This window comes from Bradyrhizobium brasilense (genome assembly GCF_029714345.1).
Classification (GTDB): Bacteria; Pseudomonadota; Alphaproteobacteria; order Rhizobiales; family Xanthobacteraceae; genus Bradyrhizobium; species Bradyrhizobium australafricanum.
Genome location: NZ_CP121669.1, coordinates 1607886 through 1632778 on the forward strand (window position 1 = coordinate 1607886; position 24893 = coordinate 1632778).

The 24893-nt window shown below is 65.2% G+C and carries 30 protein-coding genes; 15 read left to right on the forward strand and 15 right to left on the reverse strand.

The features are described from left to right. Positions 1-27: 27 nt before the first annotated feature. On the reverse strand, positions 28-1137 hold the full coding sequence (locus tag QA635_RS07325) for an ATP-dependent DNA helicase (protein WP_028343487.1): 1110 nt from the start codon (positions 1135-1137) through the stop codon (positions 28-30). A 218-nt stretch (positions 1138-1355) separates the two neighbouring features. Between QA635_RS07325 and QA635_RS07330 the strand changes: the two genes are divergently transcribed. The 7 genes from QA635_RS07330 to QA635_RS07360 all read left to right on the forward strand — a co-directional run bounded on the left by QA635_RS07330 (position 1356) and on the right by QA635_RS07360 (position 8236). Further along, positions 1356-2561 carry an LLM class flavin-dependent oxidoreductase gene (locus QA635_RS07330; RefSeq protein WP_283068140.1) on the forward strand — a complete coding sequence of 402 codons (1206 nt, stop codon included), beginning with the start codon at positions 1356-1358 and terminating at the stop codon, positions 2559-2561. Between the two features lie 216 nt (positions 2562-2777). Next, the gene (locus tag QA635_RS07335) at positions 2778-3728 is read left to right on the forward strand and encodes a sulfonate ABC transporter substrate-binding protein (RefSeq protein WP_283068141.1); all 951 of its coding nucleotides are present in this window, start codon (positions 2778-2780) and stop codon (positions 3726-3728) included. A gap of 40 nt (positions 3729-3768) precedes the next feature. Beyond that, on the forward strand, positions 3769-4722 hold the full coding sequence (locus QA635_RS07340; protein ID WP_283068142.1) for a sulfonate ABC transporter substrate-binding protein: 954 nt from the start codon (positions 3769-3771) through the stop codon (positions 4720-4722). Further along, positions 4704-5885: an FMNH2-dependent alkanesulfonate monooxygenase gene (gene ssuD / locus QA635_RS07345; RefSeq protein WP_283068143.1), complete on the forward strand. Its 1182-nt coding sequence runs from the start codon at positions 4704-4706 to the stop codon at positions 5883-5885. The genes QA635_RS07340 and ssuD overlap by 19 nt, the downstream gene beginning before the upstream one ends. A gap of 158 nt (positions 5886-6043) precedes the next feature. After that, on the forward strand, positions 6044-6790 hold the full coding sequence (locus QA635_RS07350) for an ABC transporter permease subunit (protein WP_283071497.1): 747 nt from the start codon (positions 6044-6046) through the stop codon (positions 6788-6790). A gap of 8 nt (positions 6791-6798) precedes the next feature. Further along, on the forward strand, positions 6799-7638 hold the full coding sequence (locus tag QA635_RS07355; protein WP_092089209.1) for an ATP-binding cassette domain-containing protein: 840 nt from the start codon (positions 6799-6801) through the stop codon (positions 7636-7638). Positions 7639-7645: 7 nt separating this feature from the next. Beyond that, the gene (locus tag QA635_RS07360; protein ID WP_283068144.1) at positions 7646-8236 is read left to right on the forward strand and encodes a flavin reductase family protein; all 591 of its coding nucleotides are present in this window, start codon (positions 7646-7648) and stop codon (positions 8234-8236) included. 31 nt (positions 8237-8267) lie between these two features. Here QA635_RS07360 and QA635_RS07365 read toward each other — a convergent pair whose 3' ends face one another. Further along, a complete protein-coding gene (locus QA635_RS07365; RefSeq protein ID WP_425249175.1) occupies positions 8268-8570 on the reverse strand; it encodes a hypothetical protein in 303 nt (100 codons plus the stop codon). A 244-nt stretch (positions 8571-8814) separates the two neighbouring features. Between QA635_RS07365 and QA635_RS07370 the strand changes: the two genes are divergently transcribed. Next, positions 8815-8970 (forward strand): hypothetical protein, encoded by a 156-nt coding sequence (locus tag QA635_RS07370; RefSeq protein WP_028333460.1) that lies wholly within the window; start codon positions 8815-8817, stop codon positions 8968-8970. Positions 8971-9011: 41 nt separating this feature from the next. Here QA635_RS07370 and flbD read toward each other — a convergent pair whose 3' ends face one another. The 7 genes from flbD to QA635_RS07405 form a co-directional block, all read right to left on the reverse strand. Beyond that, complete coding sequence (flbD, locus tag QA635_RS07375) at positions 9012-10397, reverse strand: sigma-54-dependent transcriptional regulator FlbD (protein ID WP_283068146.1); 1386 nt, start codon at positions 10395-10397, stop codon at positions 9012-9014. Positions 10398-10451: 54 nt separating this feature from the next. After that, complete coding sequence (fliN, locus tag QA635_RS07380; RefSeq protein ID WP_028333458.1) at positions 10452-10802, reverse strand: flagellar motor switch protein FliN; 351 nt, start codon at positions 10800-10802, stop codon at positions 10452-10454. Positions 10803-10822: 20 nt separating this feature from the next. After that, a complete protein-coding gene (locus QA635_RS07385) occupies positions 10823-11446 on the reverse strand; it encodes a FliH/SctL family protein (protein ID WP_018273553.1) in 624 nt (207 codons plus the stop codon). Then, positions 11446-12531, reverse strand: coding sequence for a flagellar motor switch protein FliG (gene fliG, locus QA635_RS07390; protein WP_018273552.1), 1086 nt, complete (start codon positions 12529-12531; stop codon positions 11446-11448). The genes QA635_RS07385 and fliG overlap by 1 nt, the downstream gene beginning before the upstream one ends. Before the next feature lies 1 nt (position 12532). Then, positions 12533-14161: a flagellar basal-body MS-ring/collar protein FliF gene (gene fliF, locus QA635_RS07395; RefSeq protein WP_057017466.1), complete on the reverse strand. Its 1629-nt coding sequence runs from the start codon at positions 14159-14161 to the stop codon at positions 12533-12535. A 174-nt stretch (positions 14162-14335) separates the two neighbouring features. Then, positions 14336-14611: a CtrA inhibitor SciP gene (gene sciP, locus QA635_RS07400; protein ID WP_002714638.1), complete on the reverse strand. Its 276-nt coding sequence runs from the start codon at positions 14609-14611 to the stop codon at positions 14336-14338. Between the two features lie 175 nt (positions 14612-14786). Beyond that, entirely contained in the window at positions 14787-15647 is an 861-nt protein-coding gene (locus QA635_RS07405; protein ID WP_283068147.1) for a LysR substrate-binding domain-containing protein, read from the reverse strand. An 80-nt stretch (positions 15648-15727) separates the two neighbouring features. On the opposite strand from QA635_RS07405, the gene mdcA reads away from it, so the two are divergent. Genes mdcA through QA635_RS07420 form a run of 3 tightly spaced genes read left to right on the forward strand, consistent with a single transcriptional unit; the run spans position 15728 to position 19470 of the window. Beyond that, positions 15728-17383 (forward strand): malonate decarboxylase subunit alpha, encoded by a 1656-nt coding sequence (gene mdcA, locus QA635_RS07410; protein WP_283068148.1) that lies wholly within the window; start codon positions 15728-15730, stop codon positions 17381-17383. Positions 17384-17395: 12 nt separating this feature from the next. Then, positions 17396-18655, forward strand: a complete 1260-nt coding sequence (locus QA635_RS07415) for a malonyl-CoA decarboxylase (RefSeq protein WP_283068149.1) — start codon at positions 17396-17398, stop codon at positions 18653-18655. A 35-nt stretch (positions 18656-18690) separates the two neighbouring features. Continuing rightward, positions 18691-19470, forward strand: a complete 780-nt coding sequence (locus QA635_RS07420) for an alpha/beta fold hydrolase (protein ID WP_283068150.1) — start codon at positions 18691-18693, stop codon at positions 19468-19470. A gap of 59 nt (positions 19471-19529) precedes the next feature. Here the strand turns inward: QA635_RS07420 and QA635_RS07425 are convergent, their stop codons facing one another. Further along, a complete protein-coding gene (locus tag QA635_RS07425) occupies positions 19530-20750 on the reverse strand; it encodes an OpgC family protein (RefSeq protein ID WP_283068151.1) in 1221 nt (406 codons plus the stop codon). Positions 20751-20874: 124 nt separating this feature from the next. Then, positions 20875-21057: a hypothetical protein gene (locus tag QA635_RS07430; protein WP_225647860.1), complete on the reverse strand. Its 183-nt coding sequence runs from the start codon at positions 21055-21057 to the stop codon at positions 20875-20877. Positions 21058-21675: 618 nt separating this feature from the next. Between QA635_RS07430 and QA635_RS07435 the strand changes: the two genes are divergently transcribed. Beyond that, a complete protein-coding gene (locus QA635_RS07435) occupies positions 21676-22548 on the forward strand; it encodes a helix-turn-helix transcriptional regulator (RefSeq protein ID WP_283068152.1) in 873 nt (290 codons plus the stop codon). Positions 22549-22746: 198 nt separating this feature from the next. Here the strand turns inward: QA635_RS07435 and QA635_RS07440 are convergent, their stop codons facing one another. The 3 genes from QA635_RS07440 to QA635_RS07450 form a co-directional block, all read right to left on the reverse strand. Continuing rightward, on the reverse strand, positions 22747-22947 hold the full coding sequence (locus QA635_RS07440; protein WP_057017332.1) for a hypothetical protein: 201 nt from the start codon (positions 22945-22947) through the stop codon (positions 22747-22749). A gap of 204 nt (positions 22948-23151) precedes the next feature. After that, positions 23152-23373, reverse strand: coding sequence for a DUF6894 family protein (locus QA635_RS07445; RefSeq protein WP_028333448.1), 222 nt, complete (start codon positions 23371-23373; stop codon positions 23152-23154). Then, positions 23374-23532: a hypothetical protein gene (locus QA635_RS07450; protein ID WP_283068153.1), complete on the reverse strand. Its 159-nt coding sequence runs from the start codon at positions 23530-23532 to the stop codon at positions 23374-23376. A gap of 174 nt (positions 23533-23706) precedes the next feature. On the opposite strand from QA635_RS07450, the gene QA635_RS07455 reads away from it, so the two are divergent. The 3 genes from QA635_RS07455 (at position 23707) to QA635_RS07465 (ending at position 24529) form a co-directional block, all read left to right on the forward strand. Continuing rightward, a complete protein-coding gene (locus QA635_RS07455) occupies positions 23707-23892 on the forward strand; it encodes a DUF3606 domain-containing protein (protein ID WP_028333447.1) in 186 nt (61 codons plus the stop codon). 1 nt (position 23893) lies between these two features. Then, positions 23894-24070, forward strand: coding sequence for a DUF2934 domain-containing protein (locus QA635_RS07460; protein WP_076830016.1), 177 nt, complete (start codon positions 23894-23896; stop codon positions 24068-24070). Positions 24071-24184: 114 nt separating this feature from the next. Then, complete coding sequence (locus QA635_RS07465) at positions 24185-24529, forward strand: DUF1236 domain-containing protein (protein WP_028333446.1); 345 nt, start codon at positions 24185-24187, stop codon at positions 24527-24529. A gap of 85 nt (positions 24530-24614) precedes the next feature. On the opposite strand, the gene QA635_RS07470 is transcribed toward QA635_RS07465, so the two are convergent. Continuing rightward, the gene (locus tag QA635_RS07470) at positions 24615-24818 is read right to left on the reverse strand and encodes a hypothetical protein (protein WP_125459363.1); all 204 of its coding nucleotides are present in this window, start codon (positions 24816-24818) and stop codon (positions 24615-24617) included. Between the last annotated feature and the right edge of the window lie 75 nt (positions 24819-24893).

The window sequence follows — 24893 nt, forward strand, 5'->3', positions numbered from 1 at the left end:
AGGATGACGTCGGCGCCTGCGGGACGATCACACCACCACGCTGAGCCGTTTCGCCGCCCGCGTGATCCCCGTGTACAGCCACCGCGCGCGGGAGTCCTGGAACGCAAAGCTCTCGTCGAACAGCACGACGTCGTCCCATTGCGAGCCCTGCGACTTGTGCACAGTCAGTACATAGCCGTAGTCGAACTCGTCATAGGGCTTGCGCTGCTCCCACGGCACGCCCTCGACGCCGCCGTCGAAGCACTCGCCGCGCACCGAGACCTTGGTGACCTTGTAGCCGAAGTCCTCGTCCGGCATCACGCGCATGGTGATGATCTTGGATTTCGACTGCGCGCGCGCCTTGACCCGCCACAGGCCGCCGTTGAACAGGCCCTTCTTGCGGTTGTTGCGCAGGCAGACCAGCTTGTCGCCGGCGACCGGCAGCGGATCCTCGATGTTCTGCCGCTGCCGCACCCGCATGTTGTAGGCGCGGCGGGTGTTGTTGCGGCCGACCAGCACCTGGTCGGCGCTCATCACGCGGTCGGGATCGAGCTCCTTGCGCGACACCACCTCGCTCTCGCCATGGCGGCCGATCTCGAGCTCGCGACCCTCGCGGATATCCATCGACATCCGCACGATCGGATCGTCCTGCGCCTGGCGGTGCACCTCGGTCAGCATCGCGTCGGGCTCGGCATCGGTGAAGAAGCCGCCGCCCTGGATCGGCGGCAATTGCGCGGGATCGCCGAGCACCAGCAGCGGGCAGTCGAACGACATCAAATCGCGGCCGAGTTCGGCGTCGACCATCGAGCACTCGTCGATCACGATCAGCTTCGCCTTCGATGCCGGCGCATCGTCCCAGAGCTCGAAACTCGGCTGCTCGACGCCGGACTCGCGGGCGCGGTAGATCAGCGAGTGGATCGTGGAGGCGCTGTCGCAGCCCTTGTTGCGCATCACGAGCGCCGCCTTGCCGGTGAAGGCCGCGAACTTCACCTCGCCATCGACGCCTTCGGCGATGTGGCGGGCGAGCGTGGTCTTGCCGGTTCCGGCATAGCCGAACAGGCGGAACACCGGCGGCGTGCCATTCTGGCCGGGCTTGGCCTTCAGCCAGTCGGCGACGGCTTTCAGCGCAGTGTCCTGATGCGGCGTGAAGGTGGTCATGGGCTTTCGGAAGAGTGAGCGCGCGACCGATAGTGCCGCGACTCAGGCCAGCACAAGCTAAACATTCATGCGTTCCGATCAAGCCGTCTCCCGCTGCGCGGAATTGGGGTTTCGCCCCCGAGGCTAGACTTGATCCGGGGCGCCACTAGACTGCCCCAAAACAACAAGCGGTCGGGACCACGATAAGTGGTCGAGCAAGCGACCTTGGGAGTGACTCCATGAAATTCGGCATCTTTTACGAGCTGCAACTGCCGCGCCCCTGGAACGACGGCGACGAGCTCAGGCTCTACCAGAACGCGCTGACACAGTTGGAAACCGCCGACCGGCTCGCTTACGACTACGCCTGGGTCGTGGAGCACCACTTCCTCGAGGAATATTCGCACTCGCCGGCGCCGGAATCCTTCCTTGCCGCCGCGAGCCAGCGCACCAAAGACATCCGGCTCGGCCACGGCATCTTCCAGCTCACCACCAATCATCCCGCCCGCGTCGCCGAGCGGGTCGCGGTGCTCGATCTCTTGAGCAACGGCCGCTGCGAGTTCGGCATGGGCGAGAGCGCCTCGATCACCGAGCTGACGCCGTTCGCCCGCGACATGGAGACCAAGCGCGAGGTGTTCGAGGAAGCCGTGCAAGCGATCTTCCCGATGTTCAGCAAGGTCGGCACCGAGCATCACGGCAAGTATTTCGATATCCCGCTGCGCAATGTCGTACCGAAGCCGGTGCAGAAGCCGCATCCGCCGCTCTGGATGGCGTGCTCGCAACTGCCGACCATCGAACGCGCCGGGCAGAACGGCTTTGGCGCGCTTGGCTTTCAGTTCGTCAGCGCCGAGGCGGCGCATGCCTGGGTGCACGCCTATTACAACGCGATCACCAAGCGGCTGAAGAAGCTCGCGGACTACGAGATCAATCCGAACATGGCGCTGGTGTCGTTCTTCATGTGCGCGAAGACGGACGAGGAGGCGCGCCGCCGCGCCGACGGCGCGACCTTCTTCCAGTTCGCGCTGCGCTATTACGGCCAGGCGCAGAACCGGCAGCGGCCGGCGCCCGGCACCGTCAACATGTGGGACGAGTACAACAAGTGGAAGCGCGACAATCCGGAGGCGCAGGAGGCCGCGCTGCGCGGCGGCCTGATCGGCTCGCCCGAGACCCTGCGCAAGAAGCTGCGGCGCTTCCGCTCGTCGCATATCGATCAGGTGATCCTGCTCAACCAGGCCGGCAAGAACACCCATGAGCACATCTGCGAGTCGCTCGAGCTGTTCGCGAAGGAAGTGATGCCGGAGTTCCAGCACGATCCCGAGCACGAGGCCTGGAAGAAGGGCGTGCTCGACGGCTCGATTAAGCTCGAGGAGATCGACACCCAGGCGTTCACGGACCGCTATGGCAAGCTCGCGGTCAATGTCGGATCGAAAGCCGCCGCTGCGGGCTGATCAATTAATGCGCAGCCACCTCGCGATCGCGTGAAGAAAATAATTCGCTACACGCGATCCGCGCCTTAAAAGAAACGGCACGCGCGATGCCAGCACCGAAGTGCTGGCATCGCTATTTTTGTGCGGTGCTCGACAGCTTCATTCGCGCGCCCCATCATCCTGACATCGCATGATCGCGTGTTGAAAAGCGCGCTTGATCGTCAGGAGAGTCTTGGAATGAAGCGTCGTGAGTTCCTCCAGCTGTCGCTCGTCACGGCCGCCGCCGCTGCGCTGTCACGGGGCGCGCAGGCGCAGGCGGACGCGAAGGAAATTCGTATCGGCTACCAGAAGAACGGCGTGCTCGTCATCACGCGGCAGCGCGAGGCCTTGGAAAATCATTTCAAGCCGCAGGGCATCAGCGTGAAATGGGTCGAGTTCTCCTCGGGCCCGCCGATGATGGAAGCGATGAATGTCGGCAGCGTCGATTACGGCGCGGTCGGCGATTCCCCGCCGATCTTCGCCCAGGCCGCCGGCGCGGCCATCGTCTATGCCGCGGCACAGCCCATCATCAACGGGTCCGGCATCCTGGTGCCGCAGAATTCGGCGATCGCGTCAATCGCCGATCTCAAGGGCAAGCGCGTCGGCTTCACCAAAGGATCGAGCGCCCACAACGTCGTGATCCAGACGCTGGAGAAGGCCGGGCTCACCTATGACGACATCACGCCGGTCTATCTGACGCCGCCGGACGCCGGTCCCGCCTTCGCCAATGGCGGCATCGATGCCTGGGCGATCTGGGATCCGTATTTCGCGATCGCCGAGACCAAGCAGAACGGCCGCATTCTGGTCAAGACGCGCGACATCACCAAGACCAACTCGTTCTACATCGCCAACCGCGACTTCGCCCGCAATCGCGGCGCGGTCCTGCAGCAGATCGTCGATGTCACGACGTCGAGCGCGTCATGGGCGCAGGCGCATCCCGATGAGGTCGCCAAATCGCTCGCCGCCGTCACCGGCGTGCCGCTCGATATCCAGACCATCGCGGCGAAGCGGGCGGGCTTCTCGGTCGGACCCGTGACCGATGACATCATCGCGACCCAGCAGGGCGTCGCCGACCGCTTCTTCAAGCTCGGCCTGATCCCGAAGCAGATCGCGATCCGCGACATCGTCTGGCGCAATCCCCAGACCTGATCGGCGCGCGTTTGGTCATTTCAATGCAGAGGATAGTCCCATGACGCGTTTATTCCGACGCTGGATCGCCCGCGCGGTGCTGTCGCTCAGCATCGTCGCCGCAACCGTCAGCGCCTCCTACGGCCAGGAGAAGGTGGTCCGCATCGGTTACCAGAAATACGGCAAGCTGGTGCTGCTCAAGAGCAAGGGCTCGCTCGAGGAAAAGCTGAAGGCGGCCGGCACCAAGGTGGTGTGGACCGAGTTTCCGTCGGGGCCGCCGCTGCTCGAGGCGCTCAATGTCGGCGCGATCGATTTCGGCAACACCGGCGAGGCGCCGCCGATCTTCGCGCAGGCCGCCGGCGCGCCGATCCAGTATGTCGCCTACGAGCCGCCGGCGCCGAAGGGCGAGGCGATCCTGGTGCCGAAGGACAGCGCGATCAAGTCGGTCGCTGACCTGAAGGGCAAGAAGGTCGCGCTGAACAAGGGCTCCAACGTCCACTACCTCTTGGTGAAGGCGCTGGAGAAGGCCGGCGTCAAATATTCCGAGATCGAGCCGGTGTTCCTGGCGCCGGCCGATGCGCGCGCGGCGTTCGAGCGCGGCGCGGTCGATGCCTGGGTGATCTGGGATCCGTTCCAGGCCGCCGCGGAGGCTGCGACCGGCGCCCGCACTGTCGCCGACGGCACCGGCATCGTCGCGAACTATCAGTTCTACTTCGCCTCGAAGAAATTCCTGCAGGCCGATCCGAAGATCGTCGAGCTCGTGCTGGCGCAGCTGAGCGAGGTCGATGACTGGGCCAAGGGCGATATCCACGCCGTTGCCGAGCAGCTGGCGCCGAGCATCGGCCTGTCGGTGCCGGTGGTCGAGGTCGCGCTGAAGCGGCAGGCCTACGGCATCAAACCGGTCACCGATGCCGTGGTCGCGGACCAGCAGCAGGTCGCCGACACGTTCTTCGCGCTCGGCCTGATCCCGAAACAAATCAAGATTTCCGACGTCGCATGGAGGCCGGGCACGTGAGCACCCCAACCAACGCCAACATCCTCTGGTTCCTGCCGACCCACGGCGACAGCCGCTATCTCGGCACGTCGATCGGCGGCCGCGAGGTGAACTTCAATTATCTGCGCCAGATCGCGCAGGCCGCGGACCAGCTCGGCTATTACGGCGTGCTGCTGCCGACCGGGCGGAGCTGCGAGGATTCCTGGGTGGTGGCCTCGGCCGTCGCGCCCTGGACCGAACGCCTGCGCTATCTCGTGGCGGTGAGGCCCGGCCTGCAGTCGCCGAGCGTCGCCGCACGCATGACCGCGACGCTGGACCGGCTGTCGAACGGCCGTTTGCTGATCAACGTCGTCACCGGCGGCGATCCGATCGAGAACAAGGGCGACGGCATTTTCTTAGATCACGACGAGCGCTACGCGGTGACCCGCGAGTTCCTCAGCGTCTACAGCGATCTCCTGGCGGGCAAGACCGTCAATGTCGAAGGCAAGCACATAAGGATCGAGGACGGCCGCCTGCTGTTCAATCCGGTGCAGTCGCCACGGCCGCCGCTGTATTTCGGCGGCTCCTCGGATGCCGGCATCGACGTCGCAGTCGATACCGTTGACAAATACCTGACCTGGGGCGAGCCGCCGGCGCAGGTCGCCGAGAAGATCGCCAAGGTGAAGGCGGTGGCGGCCCAGCGCGGCCGCAAGCTCTCGTTCGGCATCCGCCTGCATGTGATCGTGCGCGAGACCAATGCGGAGGCGTGGCGCGCCGCCGACGAGCTGATCCAGTACGTCACCGACGACACGGTGGCCGCCGCGCAGAAGATCTTTGCGCGGATGGATTCGGTCGGCCAGCAGCGCATGGCGCAGCTGCATGGCGGCCGCCGCGACAAGCTCGAGATCAGCCCGAACCTGTGGGCCGGCGTCGGCCTGGTGCGCGGCGGGGCCGGCACCGCGCTGGTCGGCGATCCCGAGACCGTCGCCGCGCGGATCAAGGAGTATCAGGAGATCGGCGTCGATACCTTCATCATGTCGGGCTACCCGCATCTCGAGGAAGCCTATCGCTTCGCCGAATTGGTGTTCCCGCTGTTGTCGCTGGCGCAGGGCGGCAACGTGACGCCGATCCGCGTCAACACCGGGCCGTTCGGTGAGACCATCGGCAACGACTACCGTCCGCAGAAGCAGGCATCGCAATCATGAGCTTGATCGATTCACTACCACGCCGCAAAGCGTTTTCGAGCGAAGTGGATGCCGGTTCGCGTGAAGAAAACGCGTCAAAACAAAAATCTGGAGCTCCGTTCCGATCCCATCGGAACGGAAACAGCTCCAGCGCGCCGAAACTCCCGAAGGTCGACGGGCTGATCCCCTGGATCGTGCCGCTGGCGATCGTGCTGGTGTGGCAGCTTGCCTGCGTCACCGGCTACGTGCCCTCGCGGGTGTTGCCGGCGCCGACTGACGTCGCGGTGGCGGGATGGAAGCTGCTGCTGTCCGGCGAACTGGTCCGCAATATCTGGGTCAGCTTCTGGCGCGCCTCGATCGGCTTCTTGATCGGCGGCGGCATCGGCTTTGCGTTCGGCCTCGCCAACGGGCTGTCGCAGCTGTCGGCAAAACTCACCGACACCACCTTGCAGATGGTGCGCAACATTCCGCACCTGGCGCTGATCCCGCTCGTCATCCTGTGGTTCGGCATCGACGAGTCGGCGAAGCTGTTTTTGGTGGCGCTCGGCGTGTTCTTCCCGATCTATCTCAACACGCTGCACGGCATTCGCACCGTCGACCCGCAGCTGATCGAGATGGGCCGCATCTACGGCATGACCGACGGCGAGCTGTTCCGCCGGGTGATCTTCCCCGGCGCGCTGCCCTCGATCTTCGTCGGCCTGCGCTTTGCGCTCGGCATCATGTGGCTGACCCTGATCGTCGCCGAGACCATCGCGGCCTCGTCGGGCCTCGGCTACATGGCGATGCAGGCGCGCGAGTTCATGCTGATCGACGTCGTCGTGCTCTCGATCCTGATCTACGCCTTGCTCGGCAAGCTCGCCGACAGCGCCTCGCGGGGGCTGGAGCGGCTGACCCTGTCGTGGCATCCCGCCTTCCAGAAGAAGTGAGAATGAGAATGCAAGAAGCGCTTCGTTTCGAAACCGCTGAAGCCGAGCCGGTCGACCGCACCGAGATCGTCGTGAAGGCGCGGCAGTTGCGGCGCGTGCCGGAAGGCGCGGCCCGCGGCCTGTCGCTGACCATCCGCGGCCTGCGCAAGGCGTTCGGCGACAATGAGGTGCTACGTGGCATCGACCTGCACATCCCGGCCGGCCAGTTCGTCGCGATCGTCGGTCGCAGCGGCTGCGGCAAGAGCACGTTGCTGCGTCTGATCGCCGGCCTCGACGCGCCGACGGCGGGAAGCATCGCGTTCGGCGAACAGCCGCGGGCGCAGGACGTCCGCGTCATGTTCCAGGAGCCGCGGCTGCTGCCCTGGGCGCGGGTGCTGTCCAATGTCGAGGTCGGGCTGGGGCGCGAGCGCGCGTCTGCTGATGCGCAAGCGCGCGCCGAGCGCGCGCTGGTCGAGGTCGGACTTGGTGACAAGCGCACGCAGTGGCCGTCGGTGCTGTCGGGTGGGCAGAAGCAGCGCGTGGCCCTGGCGCGGGCGCTGGTCAGCCAGCCCCGCGTGCTGGCGTTCGACGAACCGCTCGGCGCGCTCGACGCGCTGACGCGGATCTCGATGCAGCAATTGCTGGAGCGGGTCTGGCGCGACCAGGGCTTCACCGCGATCCTGGTGACGCATGACGTCGCCGAGGCGGTCGCGCTCGCCGACCGCGTGCTGGTCATCGAGGACGGCCGCATCGCCGAGGATGTCGCGATCGACCTGCCGCGGCCGCGCCGGCGCGGTTCGGCCGAACTCGCCGCACTGGAGGGCGAGATCCTGAAGCATCTGCTCGAAGGCAGCGAAGACAGTCTGTGAGGTCGCCATGAATTCCGTCGTCCGCAATGTTTCGATCGTATCAGCGGTTGCGGCCGCCGAATTCCGCGGCGCGATGCGTCACCTCACCGGCGGCGTCAGCGTGATCACGGCCGGTCGGGGCAAGGATATCTCGGGAATGACGGTGACCGCGGTGTCGTCGCTCTCGGTCGAGCCGCCGTCCTTGATCGTCAGCATCAACCGCGCGGCCTCGTCGTGGCCGCTGATCGCGCGCCGCGGCGTGTTCGGCGTCAACATCCTGGCCGCGGATCAGCGCGACATCGCCGAGCGCTTCACCGGCAAGGGCGGCCTGAAGGGCGCGGACCGTTTCACCGGAGCCGAGTGGACGACGCGCGCGTCAGGCGTCCCGCTGCTGGTTGGCGCGTTGGCCGCGGTTGATTGCGAGGTCGAGGAGACCATCGAACGGCATTCGCACGTGATCGTCATTGGTCGCGTGCTCGACGTGATTGCCTCCGAGCGAACCGCCGCGCTGGCATATTGGCACGGCGAGTATGTCGCGATCGACCATCAGGAAGACGCCGCACGGCTGGCTGAGGTCAGCCTGCCGTCGCGTCATGTTCATGTGCGAGGGCCGCGCTAGACTAGCGCGCCGTGCTTATCCGGGTCGGACTTTAGAAAACTGCGCTGAGCGATGCCGGGCTGTCGATGATCACATTGCTGCCGCGGACACCAGCCCATACAGCCTGGACGGTCTGAGTTGCATTGGCCAGCGGAATGCCAACGACGAGCGTGGTCGGGATACGGCCAAAGCTCGACGGGGTCTCGTTATAGGTGAAGCTTGCGACGACCGGCGAGACCGTGCCATTGACGGTGACGCCGAACACGCCGCCCGGAATATCGTTGCCCGTGGCGTAGGGATTCGGAACGTTAAGGGTGATGATCGCGGTGGTGCCGACGCCCTCCGGAATCGTCAGGCTGAGGCCTTGCATCGGCGTTAATGTCGCGGAGGTCGTGGACAGGGTGCCGCTGGTCTGCGCGTAGAGGGCCATATCACTCTCCAGTTGTCAATGGACGTAAAAACAATAGGAGATTGTGTAAGGCAACTGTTCCCCGGATTCAAGGGATGAACGGCGCCGAGGCCGGCGCGGCATGTTGGCCGTGGCGCTTTCCCGGCGCGCGCATTAAAAGCGCCCGAGATTTCGGAGACGTGACGGTTCGATGAAGCGCGTGGGAACCTGGCTGTTCTACATCGTCGGTGCGATCGCCGTCGCTTATCTTGCGCTCTATGCCTATGTGACGTTCACCGGTCGCGACATCACGCCGGGCGATCCGATCCGGATCTTCCGCAAGCCCGACGCGCCCAGTTATTCGTGAGGCGAGGCAAACGGCGGGACTTAATCCGTCGCTTCCCGTGCTCAGCCGGCGTTCGCCATGCGCTGATAGTCGGGCGCGCCATTGCCGGCCGGGGTGATCGGAATGCCGCCGTCGGCATATTCGTTCAGCTTGTTGCGCAGCGTGCGGATCGAGATGCCGAGGATGTTGGCGGCATGGGTGCGATTGCCGAGGCAGTGCTTCAGCGTCTCCAGGATCAGGTCGCGCTCGACATCGGCGACCGTGCGGCCCACCAGCGCGCGGGTGACCTGCTCGGCGGCCAGCGTGGCGTGCGCGACCGCGGGTGCGGTCTTGGCGAGGTCGAGGCGGTCGCCGTCGGGGGTCAGGATCGCCTCAGAACCGATCTCGTCGCCCTGCGCCATCAGGACCGCGCGATGGATGGTGTTCTCGAGCTCGCGGACGTTGCCCTGCCAGCGGTTCGCGGTCAGGACGCGGCGGGCATCAGTCGAGATCGGACGCACCGGCATGCCGTTGGCCTCGGCATATTTCCTGGCGAAATGCTGCGCCAGCTCGAGGATGTCGGCCGGGCGGTCGCGCAACGGCGGAATCTTCAGGTTGACGACGTTGAGGCGGAACAGCAGGTCCTCGCGGAAGGTGCCTTCGCGCACCGCCTCCGACAGGTTGCGGTTCGAGGTCGCGATGATGCGGATGTCGACCGGGACCGGCTTGGTGCCGCCGACGCGGTCGATCACGCGCTCCTGGATCGCGCGCAGCAGCTTGGACTGCAGCCGCACGTCCATCTCGGAGATTTCGTCGAGCAGCAGCGTGCCGCCGGTCGCTTCCTCGAACTTGCCGATGCGGCGCGCGACCGCGCCGGTGAAGGCGCCCTTCTCATGGCCGAACAGCTCGGATTCCAGCAGGTGCTCGGGGATCGCGGCGCAGTTGATCGAGATGAACGGCCGCTTGGCGCGGGCCGAACGGGAATGGACGTAGCGCGCCAGCACTTCCTTGCCGGTGCCGGACTCGCCGGTGATCATGACGGAGGCGTCCGAGCCTGCGATCTGCTGCGCCAGCTTGATCACCCGGCCCATCGCCTCGTCGCGGTAGATCAGATCGCGCGCGTCGTTGGCGACCGCGGCCAGCACCGCTGCGATCAGCTCGGGGTCCGGCGGCAGCGGGATGTATTCCTTGGCGCCGGCATGGATCGCGGCGACCGCGGCGCGGGCGTCGTTGGAGATGCCGCAGGCGACGATCGGCACGTGGATGTGCTCGGCGTCGAGCCGCATCACGAGGTCGCGGATGTCGAGACCGACATCGACCAGCAGGAGGTCGGCTCCCTTGCCGCCGCGCAGCACGTTCATCGCCTGTTCGGCGGCCTCGGCGTGGGTCACCGAGGCGCCGTTGTCCATCGCGATCTTGGTCGCGGTCGTGAGCTGGCCCTTCAGGGTGCCAACGATGAGAAGCCGCATGATGATCTCCTGTTCGTCTGGTCGCGCAGGTCCCGCGCGTTACCGCCTGAGTTATTAAGAGCGTTCTGCCTTGATGATTTCGGTCATGGTCACGCCGAGCTTGTCTTCCACCAGCACCACTTCGCCGCGCGCCACCAGGCGGTTGTTGACGTAGATGTCGATCGCCTCGCCGACGCGCCGGTCGAGTTCGAGCACGGTGCCCGGTCCGAGTTTCAAGAGGTCGCCGACGTCCATCTTGGAGCGGCCGAGTACCGCCGAGACCTGCACCGGCACGTCGAACACGGCCTCCAGATCGGCCGCAATGCGCGCGGCATGTTCGTCTTCGTTGTAGCCGATGTCGTCGATGGTGGGCGCGTCGGCGGAGTTGAGATCGGGAAGCGGGACTTGGGTGTCGGTGTCGGTCATGGTTCAGCCCTCAATCGCCTTCAGCCGGCCTGGCCGCGGGACGCCAGATAGCGCCCGACGAGTTCGTTGATCTTGCCTTCGATCGCAGCGCGTTCCAGCACGACGCCGCCATCGGCCCATTCGATCCGGCAGTCGCCGGTCGCAATCGTCGGCTCGGCCAGGATCACCAGCCGGCCTTGAAAGCCGGAATGCGCCGCCATCCGCTCGATATTGTCGTGCGCCGCCTCGTAGAGCGCGTCATTGATGCGGACCACGAGATGCGGTGTCGCCACCAGATGCGAGAAGCAGTCGGAGACCAGCGCGGTGATCTCGCCGAGCGGCTCGCGCGCGATCAGCTCGGAGCAGAGCTTGCGGGCGACCGCCACCGCGACGTCCACCGCCTCGGTCTCCATCCGCGTCTCGATGCCGGCGAAGCGCGCCGCGATGCCCTTGATCGCGGTGCCGATCTCCTCCAGCGCCTGCGCGGCGCGGCGGTCGCTCTCGACCTTGGCCTCGCGCAGCGCGGCCTCATAGCCGGCGCGATAGGCCCGTGCCTCGGCGTCGGCGACCTTCTGCGCGACCTCGGCCGGCGTCGGCGCGCGTTCGCGCGCGCGGTCCGGCGCCGAGAAATCCGTGTCGAACAGGAATTTTGCGGGCGCGGCCATCAATACACCAGCTCGTCGTCGGCGCGGTTCTTGGTCAGCGTGATCTCGCCGCGGGCGGCGAGGTCCTTGGCGAGGTTGACCAAGAGCGCCTGCGCCTCGTCGACGTCGCGCAGCCGCACCGGGCCCATCGCGGCCATGTCGTCCATCAGCATCTTGCCGGCGCGCGAGGACATGTTGCCGAGGAAGAAGCTGCGCACCTCCTCGTTGGCGCTCTTCAGCGCGACGCCGAGCTTGTCCTTGTCGATGTTGCGCATCAGCGTCTGGGCCGAGGCGGTATCGAGCTTGATCAAATCGTCGAAGGTGAACATCAGCGCCTTGATGCGCTCGGCGGATTCGCGGTTTTCCTCTTCCAGCGAGGTGATGAAGCGGGTCTCGGTCTGGCGGTCGAAATTGTTGAAGATCTCGGCCATCACCTCATGGGCGTCGCGGCGGCGGGTCTGCGACAGGTTCGACATGAACTCGGTGCGCAGCGTCTGCTCGACGCGCTCGATGACTTCCTTCTGCACCGCTTCCATCCGCAGCATGCGGCCGACCACGTCGAGGGCGATGTCCTCGGGCAGGATCGCGAGCACGCGCGCGGCGTGCTCCGGCTTCAGCTTCGACAGCACCACGGCGATGGTCTGCGGGTATTCGTTCTTGAGGTAGTTGGCGAGCACCTCTTCCTGCACGTTGGAGAGCTTCTCCCACATGTTGCGGCCGGCCGGGCCGCGGATCTCGTCCATGATGCCGGAGACGCGCTCGGCCGGCAGGTATTGCTGCAGCAGCCGTTCGGTGGCGTCGAAATTGCCCATCAGCGCGCCGGAGGCCGACATCCGCGAGACGAATTCCAGCATCAAGTCCTCGACCACGTCGGCCTCGACGGTGCCGAGGGTCGACATGTGGACCGACAGCTCGCGGACTTCCTCGTCGTCGAGCATCGACCAGATCTTGCCGCCATACTGCTCGCCGAGTGCGAGCATCAGGATTGCCGCGCGCTTGGGGCCGGGTAACGGCTTGCCCTTGGGCCGGGCGCTTTGCCGGTTCGCCAGCGTCGAGAGGACGGTGGCGATGTCGTTGGCGTTGGTGGTCTGGGGTACGGCGGCCATGTCAGTTCTCTACCGGCTCGCTCAGCCATTGACGGACGATGGAGACGGTTTCGTTCGGATTGCGTTCGGCGAGCTCGCCGACCCGGTGCACGGCCTGGGCGTGGACCTGGCCCTGGATCTGGGCGACGTCGATCAATTGCGCCGCGCCGCTGCCGCTCGGGATCAGCGCCTGACCTGGCGTTGCGGCGCTCTCGGCATGGGCTTCCGCCAACGCGGGCATGCCCGCGCCGGCCAGCGCCGGAATGACGTCGGCCGCCACGATGCGCTTGACCAGCGGGCGGACCACCATGAACAGCACGACGAGGCCGAGCATCATCATGACGCCGAGCTCGATGACGTACATCACGTCATCCTTGGTGAATTGCAGCATGCCGAGCAGGCCGGTCGGCTCGGCGATCGGCTGCGCGGCGGGCGGCTCGGCGAAGCGCAGGTTGACGACCTCGACCTGGTCGCCGCGCTTCTGGTCGAAGCCGATCGCGGAGCGGACCAAAGCGGCGATGCGGTCGAGCTGTTCCTTGGTGCGGTCCTGATAGACCAGCTCGCCCTTTTCGTTCTTGGAGTAGCTGCCGTCGACCAGCACCGCGACCGAGATACGGTTGACGCGGCCGGCCTCGGTCACTTCGGTCTTGGTGGTGCGGGAAATCTCGTAATTGTTGGTCTCTTCGCTCTTCTTGCTCTGGTCGCGGGCGCGGGCGGCGTTGTCCTGGTTCTGGCTGCCCGGCAGCTCGTTGGCGACGGTGACCTGGCCGGAATTGTCGGCGGTGAGGCTACTTTCCTCGCGGGTCTGGGTCGAGCGCAGCACGCGACCCTCGGGGTCGAATTTGTCCGAGGTCTGGGTGATCTTGTTGTAGTCGAAGTCGGCGGAGAGCTGGACGCGGGCGCGGCCGGCGCCGACCACCGAGGAGACGATGTCCTCGACCTGCTTGCGCATCCGCTTCTCGAAGGCGGCGCGGCGCTCGTCGCCGACCGCGGCATCGGCGTCGGACTGGGCGCCGTCGGCGAGCAGTTGGCCGGCCTCGTCGACGATCGAGACCCGCTGCGGCTTCAGCCCGTTGACCGCGGAGGCGACGACGTGGCGGATCGCCCGGATCTGCTGCGGCTCCAGCGCGCCGCGCACCCTGAGCACGATCGAAGCTGATGGTTCAGGCGTCTCGCGCGAGAACAGCGGCTTCTCCGGCAGCACGAGGTGGACGCGCGCGGCCTGGACGCGGTCGATGGCACGGATGGTGCGGGCGAGCTCGCCCTCCAGCGCCCGCAGATGATTGATGTTCTGGACGAAGCTCGTGGTGCCCAAGGCGTCCGACTTGTCGAAGATCTCGTAGCCGACGCCGCCGCCCTTGGGCATGCCGCCCTCGGCGAGCTTCATCCTGAGCCGCGTCACCTTGTCCTTCGGCACCATGATCGCGGCGCCGTCATTGCGCAGCTCGAACGGGATCGCCTGGCGCTCCAACTCCTTGATGATTCCAGAGGAATCCTCGGTCGACAGGTCGGTGAAGAGGGTGGTCATCTGCGGTGTGGTGACGCGCATGATGACGAAGGCGAAGAAGCCGATCAGAGCCGCGGTGACCGCAACCATGGCCGCGAGGCGGGCCGCACCAAGACCTCTCAGGAAAGCAACCAGACTTTGCACCAACGGCCCCCAGGGATTCGGCCCGCGCGGGTCCGACTGGGCAAATATTGCCTAGGGTATGGTTTCCATATGGTTAACGACGGTTAAGGACCGCGGCAAAATCGCGGACATGAAAAAAACCGGCTTCGCAAGGCGAGGCCGGTTTTCGTCAAATGCCACAGGATCGGCACCGAATTACTGCCGATATTGCTGGATGCGCGTGGTGCGCAGCCCGGCCAGACCGTGCTGGTCGATCGAGAACTGCCAGGAAAGGAATTCATCGACGGTCAATGTGTAGCGGCTGCAGGCCTCCTCGAGGGAGAGCAGGCCGCCGCGGACCGCAGCGACGACTTCGGCCTTGCGGCGGATGACCCACCGTTTGGTACCGGGGGCCGGCAAATCCGCAATCGTTAACGGGCTGCCGTCAGGCCCGATGACGTATTTCACCCTCGGGCGATGGGGTTCTGTCATGGCGTACTCACAAACTCTCAACCACTGAACTCGCAAGGGGTAAGCTACGCCTCCCGGTTTAAAATTTGCCTAAGCCCAAGCGTTCAATACGAATCTCGTTGGAACGGCCGGGAACATTCGGATCTGCCCGCCGTCGGGCAGACCGGCGCGCGGCGCAATTCGCGGTTCGGCGCGCTCAAATCGTGGGGCGCAGGGGACCGCGCGCCAGCGTCAGCAAGGCATCGGCGAGCGCCTCCGAGGCCTTGTCCGGCCGTCTTTTCTCATAGATGGCGAATTCCAGATCGGGAAGCGGCGGCAGGCCGTCGCCAATTCCGAGAACGCGCAGGCCCGTGGTGACGGCGCTGAGGGGCAGCGGGGTAATGGCAAGTCCCGCGACGGCGGCGGCGCGGACGCCGGTCAGGCTCGGGCTGGTATAGACGATCTCCCAGCCGAGCTCTCCGTCGCGCAGCGCGGAGAGCGCGGCGTCGCGCGACACCGATCGTTCGCGGTACAGCGCCAGCGGCAGCGGCACGCCGGGAACGAGATCGAACGTTTCCGCCGCGGTCCACACGAGCGGTTCGCGCCACACCAGACGGCCTTTCGACGTTCCGAGCGGCCGCTTGGCGAACACCAGATCGAGCCGGCCCGCATCGAGCTGCTCGATCAGTTCGGCGCTGACACCGATCTGCACCTCGAGCTTGACCCCGCGATGCAGCGCGGCGAAGCGGCCGAGCGCCGACGGCAATGAGCCGCCGGCGACTTCCTCGACCACGCCAAGACGGACCGAGCCGGACAGCCGCGGCGCCACCAGCCGCTGCCGCGCCGCTTCCTCGAGCTGCAGCAAACGCCGCGCATCGCCGAGCAGCATCTCGCCTTCGTCGGTCAGCGCGACGCTGCGCGTCGTACGCCGGAACAGCGGCCGCCGGGTCTCGAGCTCGAGCCGCTTGATCTGCTGGCTGATGGTCGACTGGGTCAGATGCAATTGCTCGGCGGCGCGGTGGAAGCCGCCGCAATCGGCGACCGCGACGAAGGCCCGCAGAAGTTCGAGGTCGAGCATTGATTAATCCATATCTGTAATCAATCATATTATAGAATATCGTTTCTATTATCAATGTCGCCCGCCTACCTTCGCTTCAGATGATCAAGCAAGGAGAGGCCACCATGTCGGAGACGACACCACGAACCGATCGCACGGCGCGCCTCGTGCGCGCGCGAGCTGTCTACGGCACAAACGGAAAGGTCTGCCCGCCCGAGCACGCGATCGAGCTGCTTGAGGCGGTCATCACATCCGGCGACCGGGTGGCGCTCGAGGGCGACAACCAGAAGCAGGCGGACTTCCTGGCCGCGTGCCTCGCCGGGGTGAATCCGTCGCGGGTGCATGATCTGCACATGGTGCAGTCGGTGCTGGCGCTTCCCGATCATCTCGCGGTGTTCGAGCGCGGCATCGCCAACCGCCTGGACTTCGCCTTTGCCGGCCCGCAGAGCCGCCGCCTTGCCGAGCTCGTCGCCGCCAAGGCGCTGCGGATCGGCGCGATCCATACCTACCTCGAGCTTTACGCGCGGATGCTGGTGGACCTGACGCCGCAGGTTGCGCTCATCGTCGCCGACAAGGCCGATCGCCACGGCAACCTGTACACCGGTCCGAACACCGAGGACACGCCGACCATCGCCGAGGCCGCGGCGTTCCGCGGTGGCGTCGTCGTGGCGCAGGTCAACGAGATCGTCGATCGTCTGCCGCGCGTCGACATCCCCGGCGACTGGGTCGATGTCGTGGTGCCCGGTCCGAAGCCGTATGCGATCGATCCGCTGTTCACGCGCGATCCCGCCAAGGTCAGGGACGAGAATGTCCTGATGGCGATGATGGTGATATCGGCGGTGTACGAACCTTATCAGGTGACGCGGCTCAATCACGGCATCGGCTATGCCACCGCGGCGATCGAGCTGATCCTGCCGACCTTTGCCGCCAGGCGCGGGCTGAAGGGCAAGGTCGCGCGGAATTTCGTGCTCAACCCGCATCCGACGCTGATCCCCGCCATCGAAGCCGGCTTCGTCGACAACGTCTATTGCTTCGGCTCGGAGCTCGGCATGGAGCGATTTGTCGCCAGCCGTCCCGACGTGTTTCCGGTCGGCGCCGACGGCAATCTGCGCTCCAACCGCGCGCTGGCGCAGGTCGCCGGACAATATGCCTGCGACCTGTTCGTCGGCGGCACCTTGCAGATCGATCCCGAGGGCAACAGCTCGACCGCCACCAAGGACCGCATCACGGGCTTCGGCGGCGCGCCGAACATGGGTGCCGATCCGCGCGGCCGACGCCACGACAGCGTTGCCTGGTTGCGTGCCGGCGAGGAAGCAGGCGAGCGCCTGCGCGGCCGCAAGCTGGTGGTGCAGATGGTCCAGACCCGGCAGCCGAACGGCGCGCCGAGCTTCGTCGAGCGCCTCGACGCGTTCGACCTCGCGGCCTCGGCCGGCTTCGCGCTGCCGCCCGTCATGATCTATGGCGACGACGTCAGCCACGTGATCACCGAACGCGGCGTCTGCAACCTGTTGCGTTGCCGCTCGCCGCAGGAGCGCGAGGCCGCCTTGCGCGCGGTCGCCGGCGACACCGAGTTCGGCCGGCGACAGGACGCCGGGACGACTGACGGCCTGCGCCGCCGCGGCATCGTGATGCTGCCGTCCGATCTCGGCCTCGACGTCGAGACGGCGACGCGCGACTGGCTCGCCGCGAAATCGATCGACGACCTCGTCACTGCATCGGGCGGCCTCTACGTGCCGCCTGCCAAATTCCGCCGCTAGAAGGAGGCTCCCATGACCCACGCCGAGCACATCCCAGGCAGTCCACCGGCCTCACTCGACAAAGCGAGGCAACTCGCCGCGGCATTGTTGTCCGAGCGCGGCGAAGCGTCGGGCGCCCTGATCGCGCGCCAATTGCAGCAGACCATGCGCGCGCTCGATGCCACCGGCCGGCACGGCTTTCAACGTTATCTGGCGAGCGCGTTTCAGCCCGACGCGGCGGCGCTGCAGGATGCGGCGAAGCGTTATCTTGCCGACGGCACCGCGGCGGCCGCGGCCGCCTTGGCCGACGCTGCCGACCCGCCGCGGCAGGAGGTGCTGCGGCGGATGAACATGGCGCCCGGCGGCACGGCGAGCCTGATCGCGATGCGCAGCGAGATCGCCGGCCGTTTCGGCTCCGAACCGGAGCTAAAGCTGCTCGATGCCGATCTCAGGCATCTGTTCGTCTCATGGTTCAATCGCGGCTTCCTCGAGCTTCGCCGCATCGACTGGCAGTCGCCGGCCGCCGTGCTCGAGAAGCTGATCGCCTATGAGGCGGTGCACGAGATCAAGGGCTGGGACGATCTGCGCCGCCGCCTTGCGCCCGACCGCCGCTGCTTTGCCTTCTTCCATCCCGCGCTGCCCGGCGAGCCGCTGATCTTCGTCGAGGTCGCGCTGGTGCAGGGACTGGCCACCGCCGTGCCACCGCTTTTGGTGCAGGATGCGGATCAAGACAGTGCAGGCCTCAGGGCCGCGCATGCCGACACCGCGATCTTCTATTCGATCTCCAACTGCCAGGACGGACTGCGCGGCGTGTCGTTCGGCAATTTCCTGATCAAGCAGGTGGTCGAGGAGCTGCAAGCGGAATTCCCGCAGCTGAAGCGCTTCTCCACGCTGTCGCCGATACCGGGCTTCCGGCGCTGGCTCAGCCAGCAGCCGCAATCCGGCGGCAACGAGGTCGCGATGCTGCGTGAGCTGGACCGCGAAGGCTGGTGGCACGATGCGGCGATCTGCGAGACCTGGCGTCCGGTCCTGATGAAGCTGTGCGCGCAATATCTCACGCGCTCGCCGGCGTCAGGAAATCGCATCGATCCGGTGGCGCGCTTCCATCTCGGCAACGGTGCCCGGCTGGAGCGGATCAATTGGCTCGGCAACACGGCCGACCGCGCGATGGCGGAATCCTTCGGCATCATGGTCAACTATCTTTACGATCACGACAGCATCGAGCGTAACCATGAGGCCTTTGCGCGCGTAGGAGAGATTGTCCGTTCACCGCAGGTGGACGCGCTTCTCTGATTTTCAACTCACCATACAAACAACGGAGCAGTAACATGATGATGAACAGACGCGCCTTCTCGACCGCCTTGCTCGCTGGAGCCGCGGCTTCACTGGTGTCCTCGCGCGGCATGGCCGCCACCACGCCGCCGGTCAAGGCGCGCAACGTCGTGCTGGTGCACGGCCTGTTCGCCGACGGCTCCTGCTGGTCCGAGGTCATTCCGCGGCTGCAGGCCGCCGGGCTCAATGTGACGTCGGTGCAAAATCCGTTGACCACGCTGCCTGAAGCGGTTGCCTCCGCGCAGCGGGTGCTCGATCGCCAGGATGGTCCGACCGTGCTGGTCGGCCATTCCTTCTCCGGCATGATCGTCACCGAGGCCGGCGTGCATCCGAATGTCTCGGCGCTGGTCTATGTCGCGGCGCGCGCACCCGATGCGGACGAGGATTACACCGCGCTGGCCAAGACCTATCCGACGCCGCCCGCGAGCGCCGGCATCGTGTTCGACGGCGACGAGGGCCGGCTCAGCGAAGAAGCGTTCCTGCGCGATTTCGCCGGCGACCTGCCGGAGGCGAAGGCGAAGGTGCTCTATGCCGTGCAGCAGCCGTTCCACAAGCAACTGCTGGCCGGCAAGACCAGCCATGCGGCCTGGCGCAGCAAGCCGAGCTACTACGCCGTCTCGACCGAAGACCGCACCATCAATCCGGATCTCGAGCGCTTCATGGCCAAGCGGATGGGCGCCACCACGATCGAGGTGAAGGCCAGCCATCTCGCGCTGATCTCGCAGCCGGACGCGATCGCGCGGCTGATCCTCGACGCCGCGCGGCAGTCGAGCTGAGCGTCGGCGTTGACCGTGCGTGGGAGAGCATCCGCTTCTCCCGCGCACGATGGCGCGCCTTAGAGGATATGCGCGCCCTGACCGTCGAAAATGCCGCGATCGCCGGCGCGCGGCACAAGGTCATGTCCGGCGGCATCGACATCCGGCGGCCGGGCGCGCTTGGTGCCGAGCGTGTTCAGCAGCGTCGCGGCCACGACCATCACAAGGACACCGGCAAGACTGAGTCCGATCTGCATCGAGAGCCGGTTCGAGATGTCGAACAGGTCGCATTGGCTGGCGAGCGCCAGCAGGACGCCGAGACAATAGATCGGCAGCGAGTTCTCGCCACAATGCCTCGCGCTGCGCAGCATCGGCGTCGACAGTCCCTGCCAGCCCGCTGGAACGAGCCATGACACCACGATGGCAAGTGCCAGAAAATGCAGCAGCCGCAACGGGCTCAAATTCGACTTGTCCATCGGAAACAGCAGATCCGTCTGCGCCTGCGGCAGCAGCGGCGGCTTGATGCCGTGGCCGAGCGCAACGACCAGGCCGAACGCAAGATAGAGCGCGGACAGAACCAGCGCGGGGCGCGACGTCACCCATCCCTGGATGGTCCTTCCCTCGATGACGTACCATGCGCCCAGCACGACCGGAAGCTGCCAGGCCAGCGGGTTGAAGAACCAGACGCCGTCGGGCCAGGCGGGAATGCTCCAGCCGAAGACATGCACCAGCGCATAAAGCGACAGCGAAAGGCCAAGCGTCAGGTTCGGCGCTCGCAGCAGCAGCCACAGCAGCGGTGCGAACAACACGTGGCAGATCACAAAGACCGGCAGCACGTCGGTATTGACAGGGTGGAATTGCAGCACCGCGGCGTGCGCAAGCGCTGCGCCCGGACGTTCGAACAGAACCCGCGTATTGCTGTCGTCGGCGAGACGATCGCTGCCCGCGAGGTAGACGACGATCGCGCAGGCGAGCGTCAGCAGCAGAAAGGCGGCATAGATATCCCATCCTCGCCGCAGCGAACGGCCGATCATGCCGCGCCAGCCGTCGCGCTGACGCGCCCTGCCGTAGGCCAGTGCGCAGGTGACGCCCGAGATGAACATGAAGATTTCGGCGGCATCGCAGAAGCCGTAGTTGCGCAGGGTCAGCCAACTTCCGACGTTGTCTGGAATGTGATCGAGAAAGATCCACCATAACGCGATCCCGCGACAGACATCGATGCGCGGGTCGCGGCCGGTCGATCTGAACTCCGGCGGAGTCTCGCCGAGCAATCGCTTCGAGTTGCGGGTTCGATCGTGCATCTGTCGATCTGTCTGGCGGGCGTGCGCGGCCTCATCGGACCCAGGTCCATGAGACGCTCGGGTGCTCCGAGGCGTGCACGTGCCGGACTAGCCTCCGGCCAACCTTTATGATTGTGCGCTCCAGCTACCCGAGGGTTGGCGGCGCTTCCGCCGGCCAGCCGCAATCACGGGGGCCGGGTGGATCGCTATCCTCTGACGGCGCCGCCGGCGCGACGTCGTCGATGGCCGGCAACAAATGCTGCTTTCGCATTTCGGCGAGGCGGGCACGACAGTATTCACGATAAAGCATGTCGAATATGATGGACATGATCGAACGCCTTCTTGATCACTAGGTTGACTTTCCCACGTGACAGATTTCGACCATTTCAACCGGCGGCGATAACCGACAGTGCCGCAGGCAGTCCGACGCAACCAAAATCGATATCAGTCGTTCTACTGAATGACCTGCGCGTGGCGTCTTAGCCAGGAAACCGCGTACAGGGGCACGACACTGATTTGCGCTTGCACGCTGCCCGGAATGTTTGAAACGGATCCGATGGCAGCAATTATAAATAGAGCGATCGCGACTGCTTCTTCTTAAAAGGGAAATTTGCCGCGATTTTCATGATATCATTATATACGTAATATTCTAATCACCAAGTGAACCAGTTCACATCAGCATCAATCACAGGCGAGCAAGACTAGCAGACCGGTAGCGTGGCTTCTTGGACTCATGCGCACGGATCGGGCGAAGGCCGGTGCGTGAATCGCAAAATGCAGATACTGACTGTGGAGTGCCGCAGCATTTCATTCTGGTGTTTTGTGAAGGCTGGAGGTCCCCATGCCGATGGACGCAGCCAATTTCGCATCGTATCGATTTTCGACGTGCGAGCTTCCGGAACGCATTCGTATCCCGCTCTGGCGCGAGCACTTTGGCCGATGCATCGTGCACGCCGATATCGAGCCTCTCTCGAACGTTTCATTCCAGGCCGATGCGTCGCTGCGAGCGGTTCAGGGTTTGCGCATGCTGGCGCTGAAGGGCACGTCGATGCGGTTCAAGCGTTTGCAGGCGAACCTTGCCGATGGCGATGACTCCATCGGGGTCATCTTCTGCTCTCCGGGCAGAGGTCAGCTATCGCAGCGCGGCCGGGACGCCGATTTTCGCGCCGGCGATGCAATCGCAATTCTGCATTCCGAGCCTGCCAGCGTCACCTATATCGACGGGTTGCAATTCGGCCTGGCCGTGCCGCGCGAGGCGCTTGTGCAGCGCGTGACCGACGTCGAAGGCCTGGTCATGCGGCCGATTTGGCACCGGACAGAGGCATTCCGACTGTTCATCTCATATCTGAAATCGGTGCTTAAGGCGAAAGCGCTGAGCGCGCCGAAGCTTCGCGATACGGTCGTGACCCATATCCACGATCTCATCGCGCTTGCGATCGGCGAGTGTGCTGCGCTGGGCGAGAGCAGCGCGAGCGCCGTTGTCGCTGCGCGGCACCGTGCCGTGCTCGACTACGTCGCCGCACACTTTCAGGAACCCGGGCTCAACGTTCAAACGGTTGCGCGTGGCCAGGGAATCTCGTCGCGCTATCTGCAGCGCCTGATGGCGTCATCAGGACCGTCATTCACCGAGCGCTTGAATGAATTGCGGCTCCAGCGGGCGCTCAAATTGCTCACCGAGCCAGATGCCGGCCGTCGGCGAATTTCCGATATCGCGCTCGAGGTCGGTTTCTCGGATGTTTCGTATTTCAACCGTCTGTTCCGAGCCCGCTTCGGCGATTCGCCACGCGGTGCGCGGCTCGCACGAAAGGGCTCTCACTGAGCCGCCGCCCCTGATCGGCATGTGCGCGAGATGCTGCCTGGGGAGCGCTCCGGAGCGAAGGGCGAGGTGGGTTGAGGCCGGCTGCAAGTCTGGTTGGGGCAGAACCCGACGGTGGGGCGGGCCCGAGCCTCGAACGCCTCTCGCGGCTGTGCGCGCATTAGCTTATGTGAATCGGAGCAACTTATGTGAATCGAAGCGTTATGGTGGCGGCTCTGCTCCGGGAGTGGCGAGCCATTGGTCGATCTGGACGGCGCGCTCGGCCTCGCGGGCCTTCTTGAGAAGTCGTTCCCGCTCGGTGCCGGGAGGCAGATGCGAAGCCCTCGCGCGGGCCGCTTCCTCCAGCTGAATGAGGCGGTATGCGAGCGTCGTGGTTTGCTTGAAGCGATTGCGACGTTTCATGTGTGCAATTGGTGTTTCAACCCTGATGTAGGTCCGAACCGCGCTCGTCGTCGTTTGTTCCTATTGAACGGCGGGACGTGCCCCCGTCCTGGTCGCGTCCTTGAGAGCACCATGCGGCGGGCCGGCCAAGGAATGCCGGACATCGGCCGGCAGCGTCGGTCTGCGGGAAGCGAGCCGAGCCGAGCTGAGAACGACCGTTCCCCGTCAGACGCTCGTCGAAGCCAGCGGGATGCGGAAGAGCTCGCTATCGCCCGCATCGCGAACCGAAATGAAATTGCCGTCGCGAACCATCTCCGGCTTTTCAGTCCCGATCCGGTGAGCGATGAAGCTGCCGTGATCCTGGGCGTCCTTGTCGTCGGCACAGTCGTGACCGACGACGTCGTGTGCGGGGATGTCGCCCGCGAGATGGAAGAAGTATCTGGGCATCTAGGTCTGCTTGTCCAAATTGCCGAACGGCTTCGCGGGCGGCGCGTTCTCGGCGTTCTTGATCTGCTGCGCGCCTTCCTTGGCTAGCCTGCCATCGTTGATGATCTCGGCGATGAGTTGCTTGACCCGTCCGCCGATCCTGTCTGCAATGCCTGTCATGGCTTACCTTTGTTCCTGCTCGCTCTGCCTCTCACGACTGAAGTATCGCTCGCGGATAATGTTCCTCCGAGGGGTGACGACCGACCCATCCAAGAAAGGAACAAATGGCGGTCCGGAAGATTGGATCGCCAGCAACGGCCGAGGCTCAGGCCGAGCGCTGACGCGAGAAGTTCAGTGACGAAGCGCCTGACCAGGAAAGAGCAGTTCGATCGATCGAAGATCAACATGCATGATCTGCTTCAGGTGAGATGCTGGACACATGCCCTCGGCGTGTCGCGCGAACAGCTGCGTAAAGCCGTCGAGAAGGTCGGTGACTCGGCCGTGACGGTTCGCAAGGAGCTCGGAATTCCCGAGGAATGACATGGCCACCGAACAGCAGATCCGGGACTACGCGCGGCAGCTCTGGGAGAAGGCCGGAAAGCCCGACGGCAGGGACGAGGAATTCCGGCACGCGGCCGAGGTCGAGCTGAATGCGGAGAGCGAAAGTCCGGACGCGCCAACACTGGACCAGCCGAACAAGACGTCCATTCCCGGATGAACGCCTTGGCGCGAGGAGCGCGCCGGCAACGCGATTGATCGGGATCCTCGGTTAGGAACATTGCCATTCTGTCGCGGTTCTCGAAACGCCGCATGGAGCGGTGAGGAGGACGTTATGAAGAAGCTGGTTCTGATTTCTGTTGCCGCCGTATTGGCGTCGACGGGCGCTTTTGCCCAGAGCACGATTGTCGGCACGACCGGTGCCGGACATGCCGCCACCGTGCAGATCGAGCCGCAATATCGCACGCGAATCCACAGCTATGTGACCGAACACAAGATCCGTCCCGTCGAGACGCGGGAGAGGATCGTCGTCGGCTCGCCTGTGCCGCGCGAGGTCGAGCTTGAAGCGGTGCCTGCCGATTGGGGCCCGTCGCTCACCAGATATCGCTATGTCTATACCGGCCAGCGCGTGATGCTGGTCGATCCCGACACCCGTACGGTCGTGCAGGAAGTCGAGTGAGGCCGCTCTGATGGCGGGCCGCCTGCAACGGCGGCGGCCCGCGCTCAAGCGCCGTTCCGTCAGCGGCCATCGACCGCGTCGGTCGTCAGAGACCGATGCTGGCCACAGCCGCTTCCGCGACGCCCTTCGCGTCGAGGGCGCCGGTCTTGCCGATCTCGATGACCTTGCGGGCCACGATCTCGCAAAGCGGATCGTTGCGATCGACCAGACCCATCGAATGCAGCGCCAGGCTGAACGCCCTGTTGAAGAGCTCGATTTGCTCCGGCGTGTATTCGCCCGTCTTCAGCAAGCGATTGATCGGCATTGTCGAGCCCTACAGCAAGCAGCCAAGTGACGTGGCTATAGCATGGAACCGTTACGATCG

Bases quoted from the DNA above. Each gene is read 5' to 3' on its own strand.
- QA635_RS07325 (WP_028343487.1), bottom strand. From the start codon at position 1,137: ATGACCACCTTCACGCCGCATCAGGACACTGCGCTGAAAGCCGTCGCC.
- QA635_RS07330 (WP_283068140.1), top strand. From the start codon at position 1,356: ATGAAATTCGGCATCTTTTACGAGCTGCAACTGCCGCGCCCCTGGAAC.
- QA635_RS07335 (WP_283068141.1), top strand. From the start codon at position 2,778: ATGAAGCGTCGTGAGTTCCTCCAGCTGTCGCTCGTCACGGCCGCCGCC.
- QA635_RS07340 (WP_283068142.1), top strand. From the start codon at position 3,769: ATGACGCGTTTATTCCGACGCTGGATCGCCCGCGCGGTGCTGTCGCTC.
- ssuD (WP_283068143.1), top strand. From the start codon at position 4,704: ATGGAGGCCGGGCACGTGAGCACCCCAACCAACGCCAACATCCTCTGG.
- QA635_RS07355 (WP_092089209.1), top strand. From the start codon at position 6,799: ATGCAAGAAGCGCTTCGTTTCGAAACCGCTGAAGCCGAGCCGGTCGAC.
- QA635_RS07360 (WP_283068144.1), top strand. From the start codon at position 7,646: ATGAATTCCGTCGTCCGCAATGTTTCGATCGTATCAGCGGTTGCGGCC.
- QA635_RS07370 (WP_028333460.1), top strand. From the start codon at position 8,815: ATGAAGCGCGTGGGAACCTGGCTGTTCTACATCGTCGGTGCGATCGCC.
- flbD (WP_283068146.1), bottom strand. From the start codon at position 10,397: ATGCGGCTTCTCATCGTTGGCACCCTGAAGGGCCAGCTCACGACCGCG.
- fliN (WP_028333458.1), bottom strand. From the start codon at position 10,802: ATGACCGACACCGACACCCAAGTCCCGCTTCCCGATCTCAACTCCGCC.
- QA635_RS07385 (WP_018273553.1), bottom strand. From the start codon at position 11,446: ATGGCCGCGCCCGCAAAATTCCTGTTCGACACGGATTTCTCGGCGCCG.
- fliG (WP_018273552.1), bottom strand. From the start codon at position 12,531: ATGGCCGCCGTACCCCAGACCACCAACGCCAACGACATCGCCACCGTC.
- sciP (WP_002714638.1), bottom strand. From the start codon at position 14,611: ATGACAGAACCCCATCGCCCGAGGGTGAAATACGTCATCGGGCCTGAC.
- QA635_RS07405 (WP_283068147.1), bottom strand. From the start codon at position 15,647: ATGCTCGACCTCGAACTTCTGCGGGCCTTCGTCGCGGTCGCCGATTGC.
- mdcA (WP_283068148.1), top strand. From the start codon at position 15,728: ATGATCAAGCAAGGAGAGGCCACCATGTCGGAGACGACACCACGAACC.
- QA635_RS07415 (WP_283068149.1), top strand. From the start codon at position 17,396: ATGACCCACGCCGAGCACATCCCAGGCAGTCCACCGGCCTCACTCGAC.
- QA635_RS07420 (WP_283068150.1), top strand. From the start codon at position 18,691: ATGATGATGAACAGACGCGCCTTCTCGACCGCCTTGCTCGCTGGAGCC.
- QA635_RS07425 (WP_283068151.1), bottom strand. From the start codon at position 20,750: ATGCACGATCGAACCCGCAACTCGAAGCGATTGCTCGGCGAGACTCCG.
- QA635_RS07430 (WP_225647860.1), bottom strand. From the start codon at position 21,057: ATGTCCATCATATTCGACATGCTTTATCGTGAATACTGTCGTGCCCGC.
- QA635_RS07440 (WP_057017332.1), bottom strand. From the start codon at position 22,947: ATGAAACGTCGCAATCGCTTCAAGCAAACCACGACGCTCGCATACCGC.
- QA635_RS07445 (WP_028333448.1), bottom strand. From the start codon at position 23,373: ATGCCCAGATACTTCTTCCATCTCGCGGGCGACATCCCCGCACACGAC.
- QA635_RS07450 (WP_283068153.1), bottom strand. From the start codon at position 23,532: ATGACAGGCATTGCAGACAGGATCGGCGGACGGGTCAAGCAACTCATC.
- QA635_RS07460 (WP_076830016.1), top strand. From the start codon at position 23,894: ATGGCCACCGAACAGCAGATCCGGGACTACGCGCGGCAGCTCTGGGAG.
- QA635_RS07465 (WP_028333446.1), top strand. From the start codon at position 24,185: ATGAAGAAGCTGGTTCTGATTTCTGTTGCCGCCGTATTGGCGTCGACG.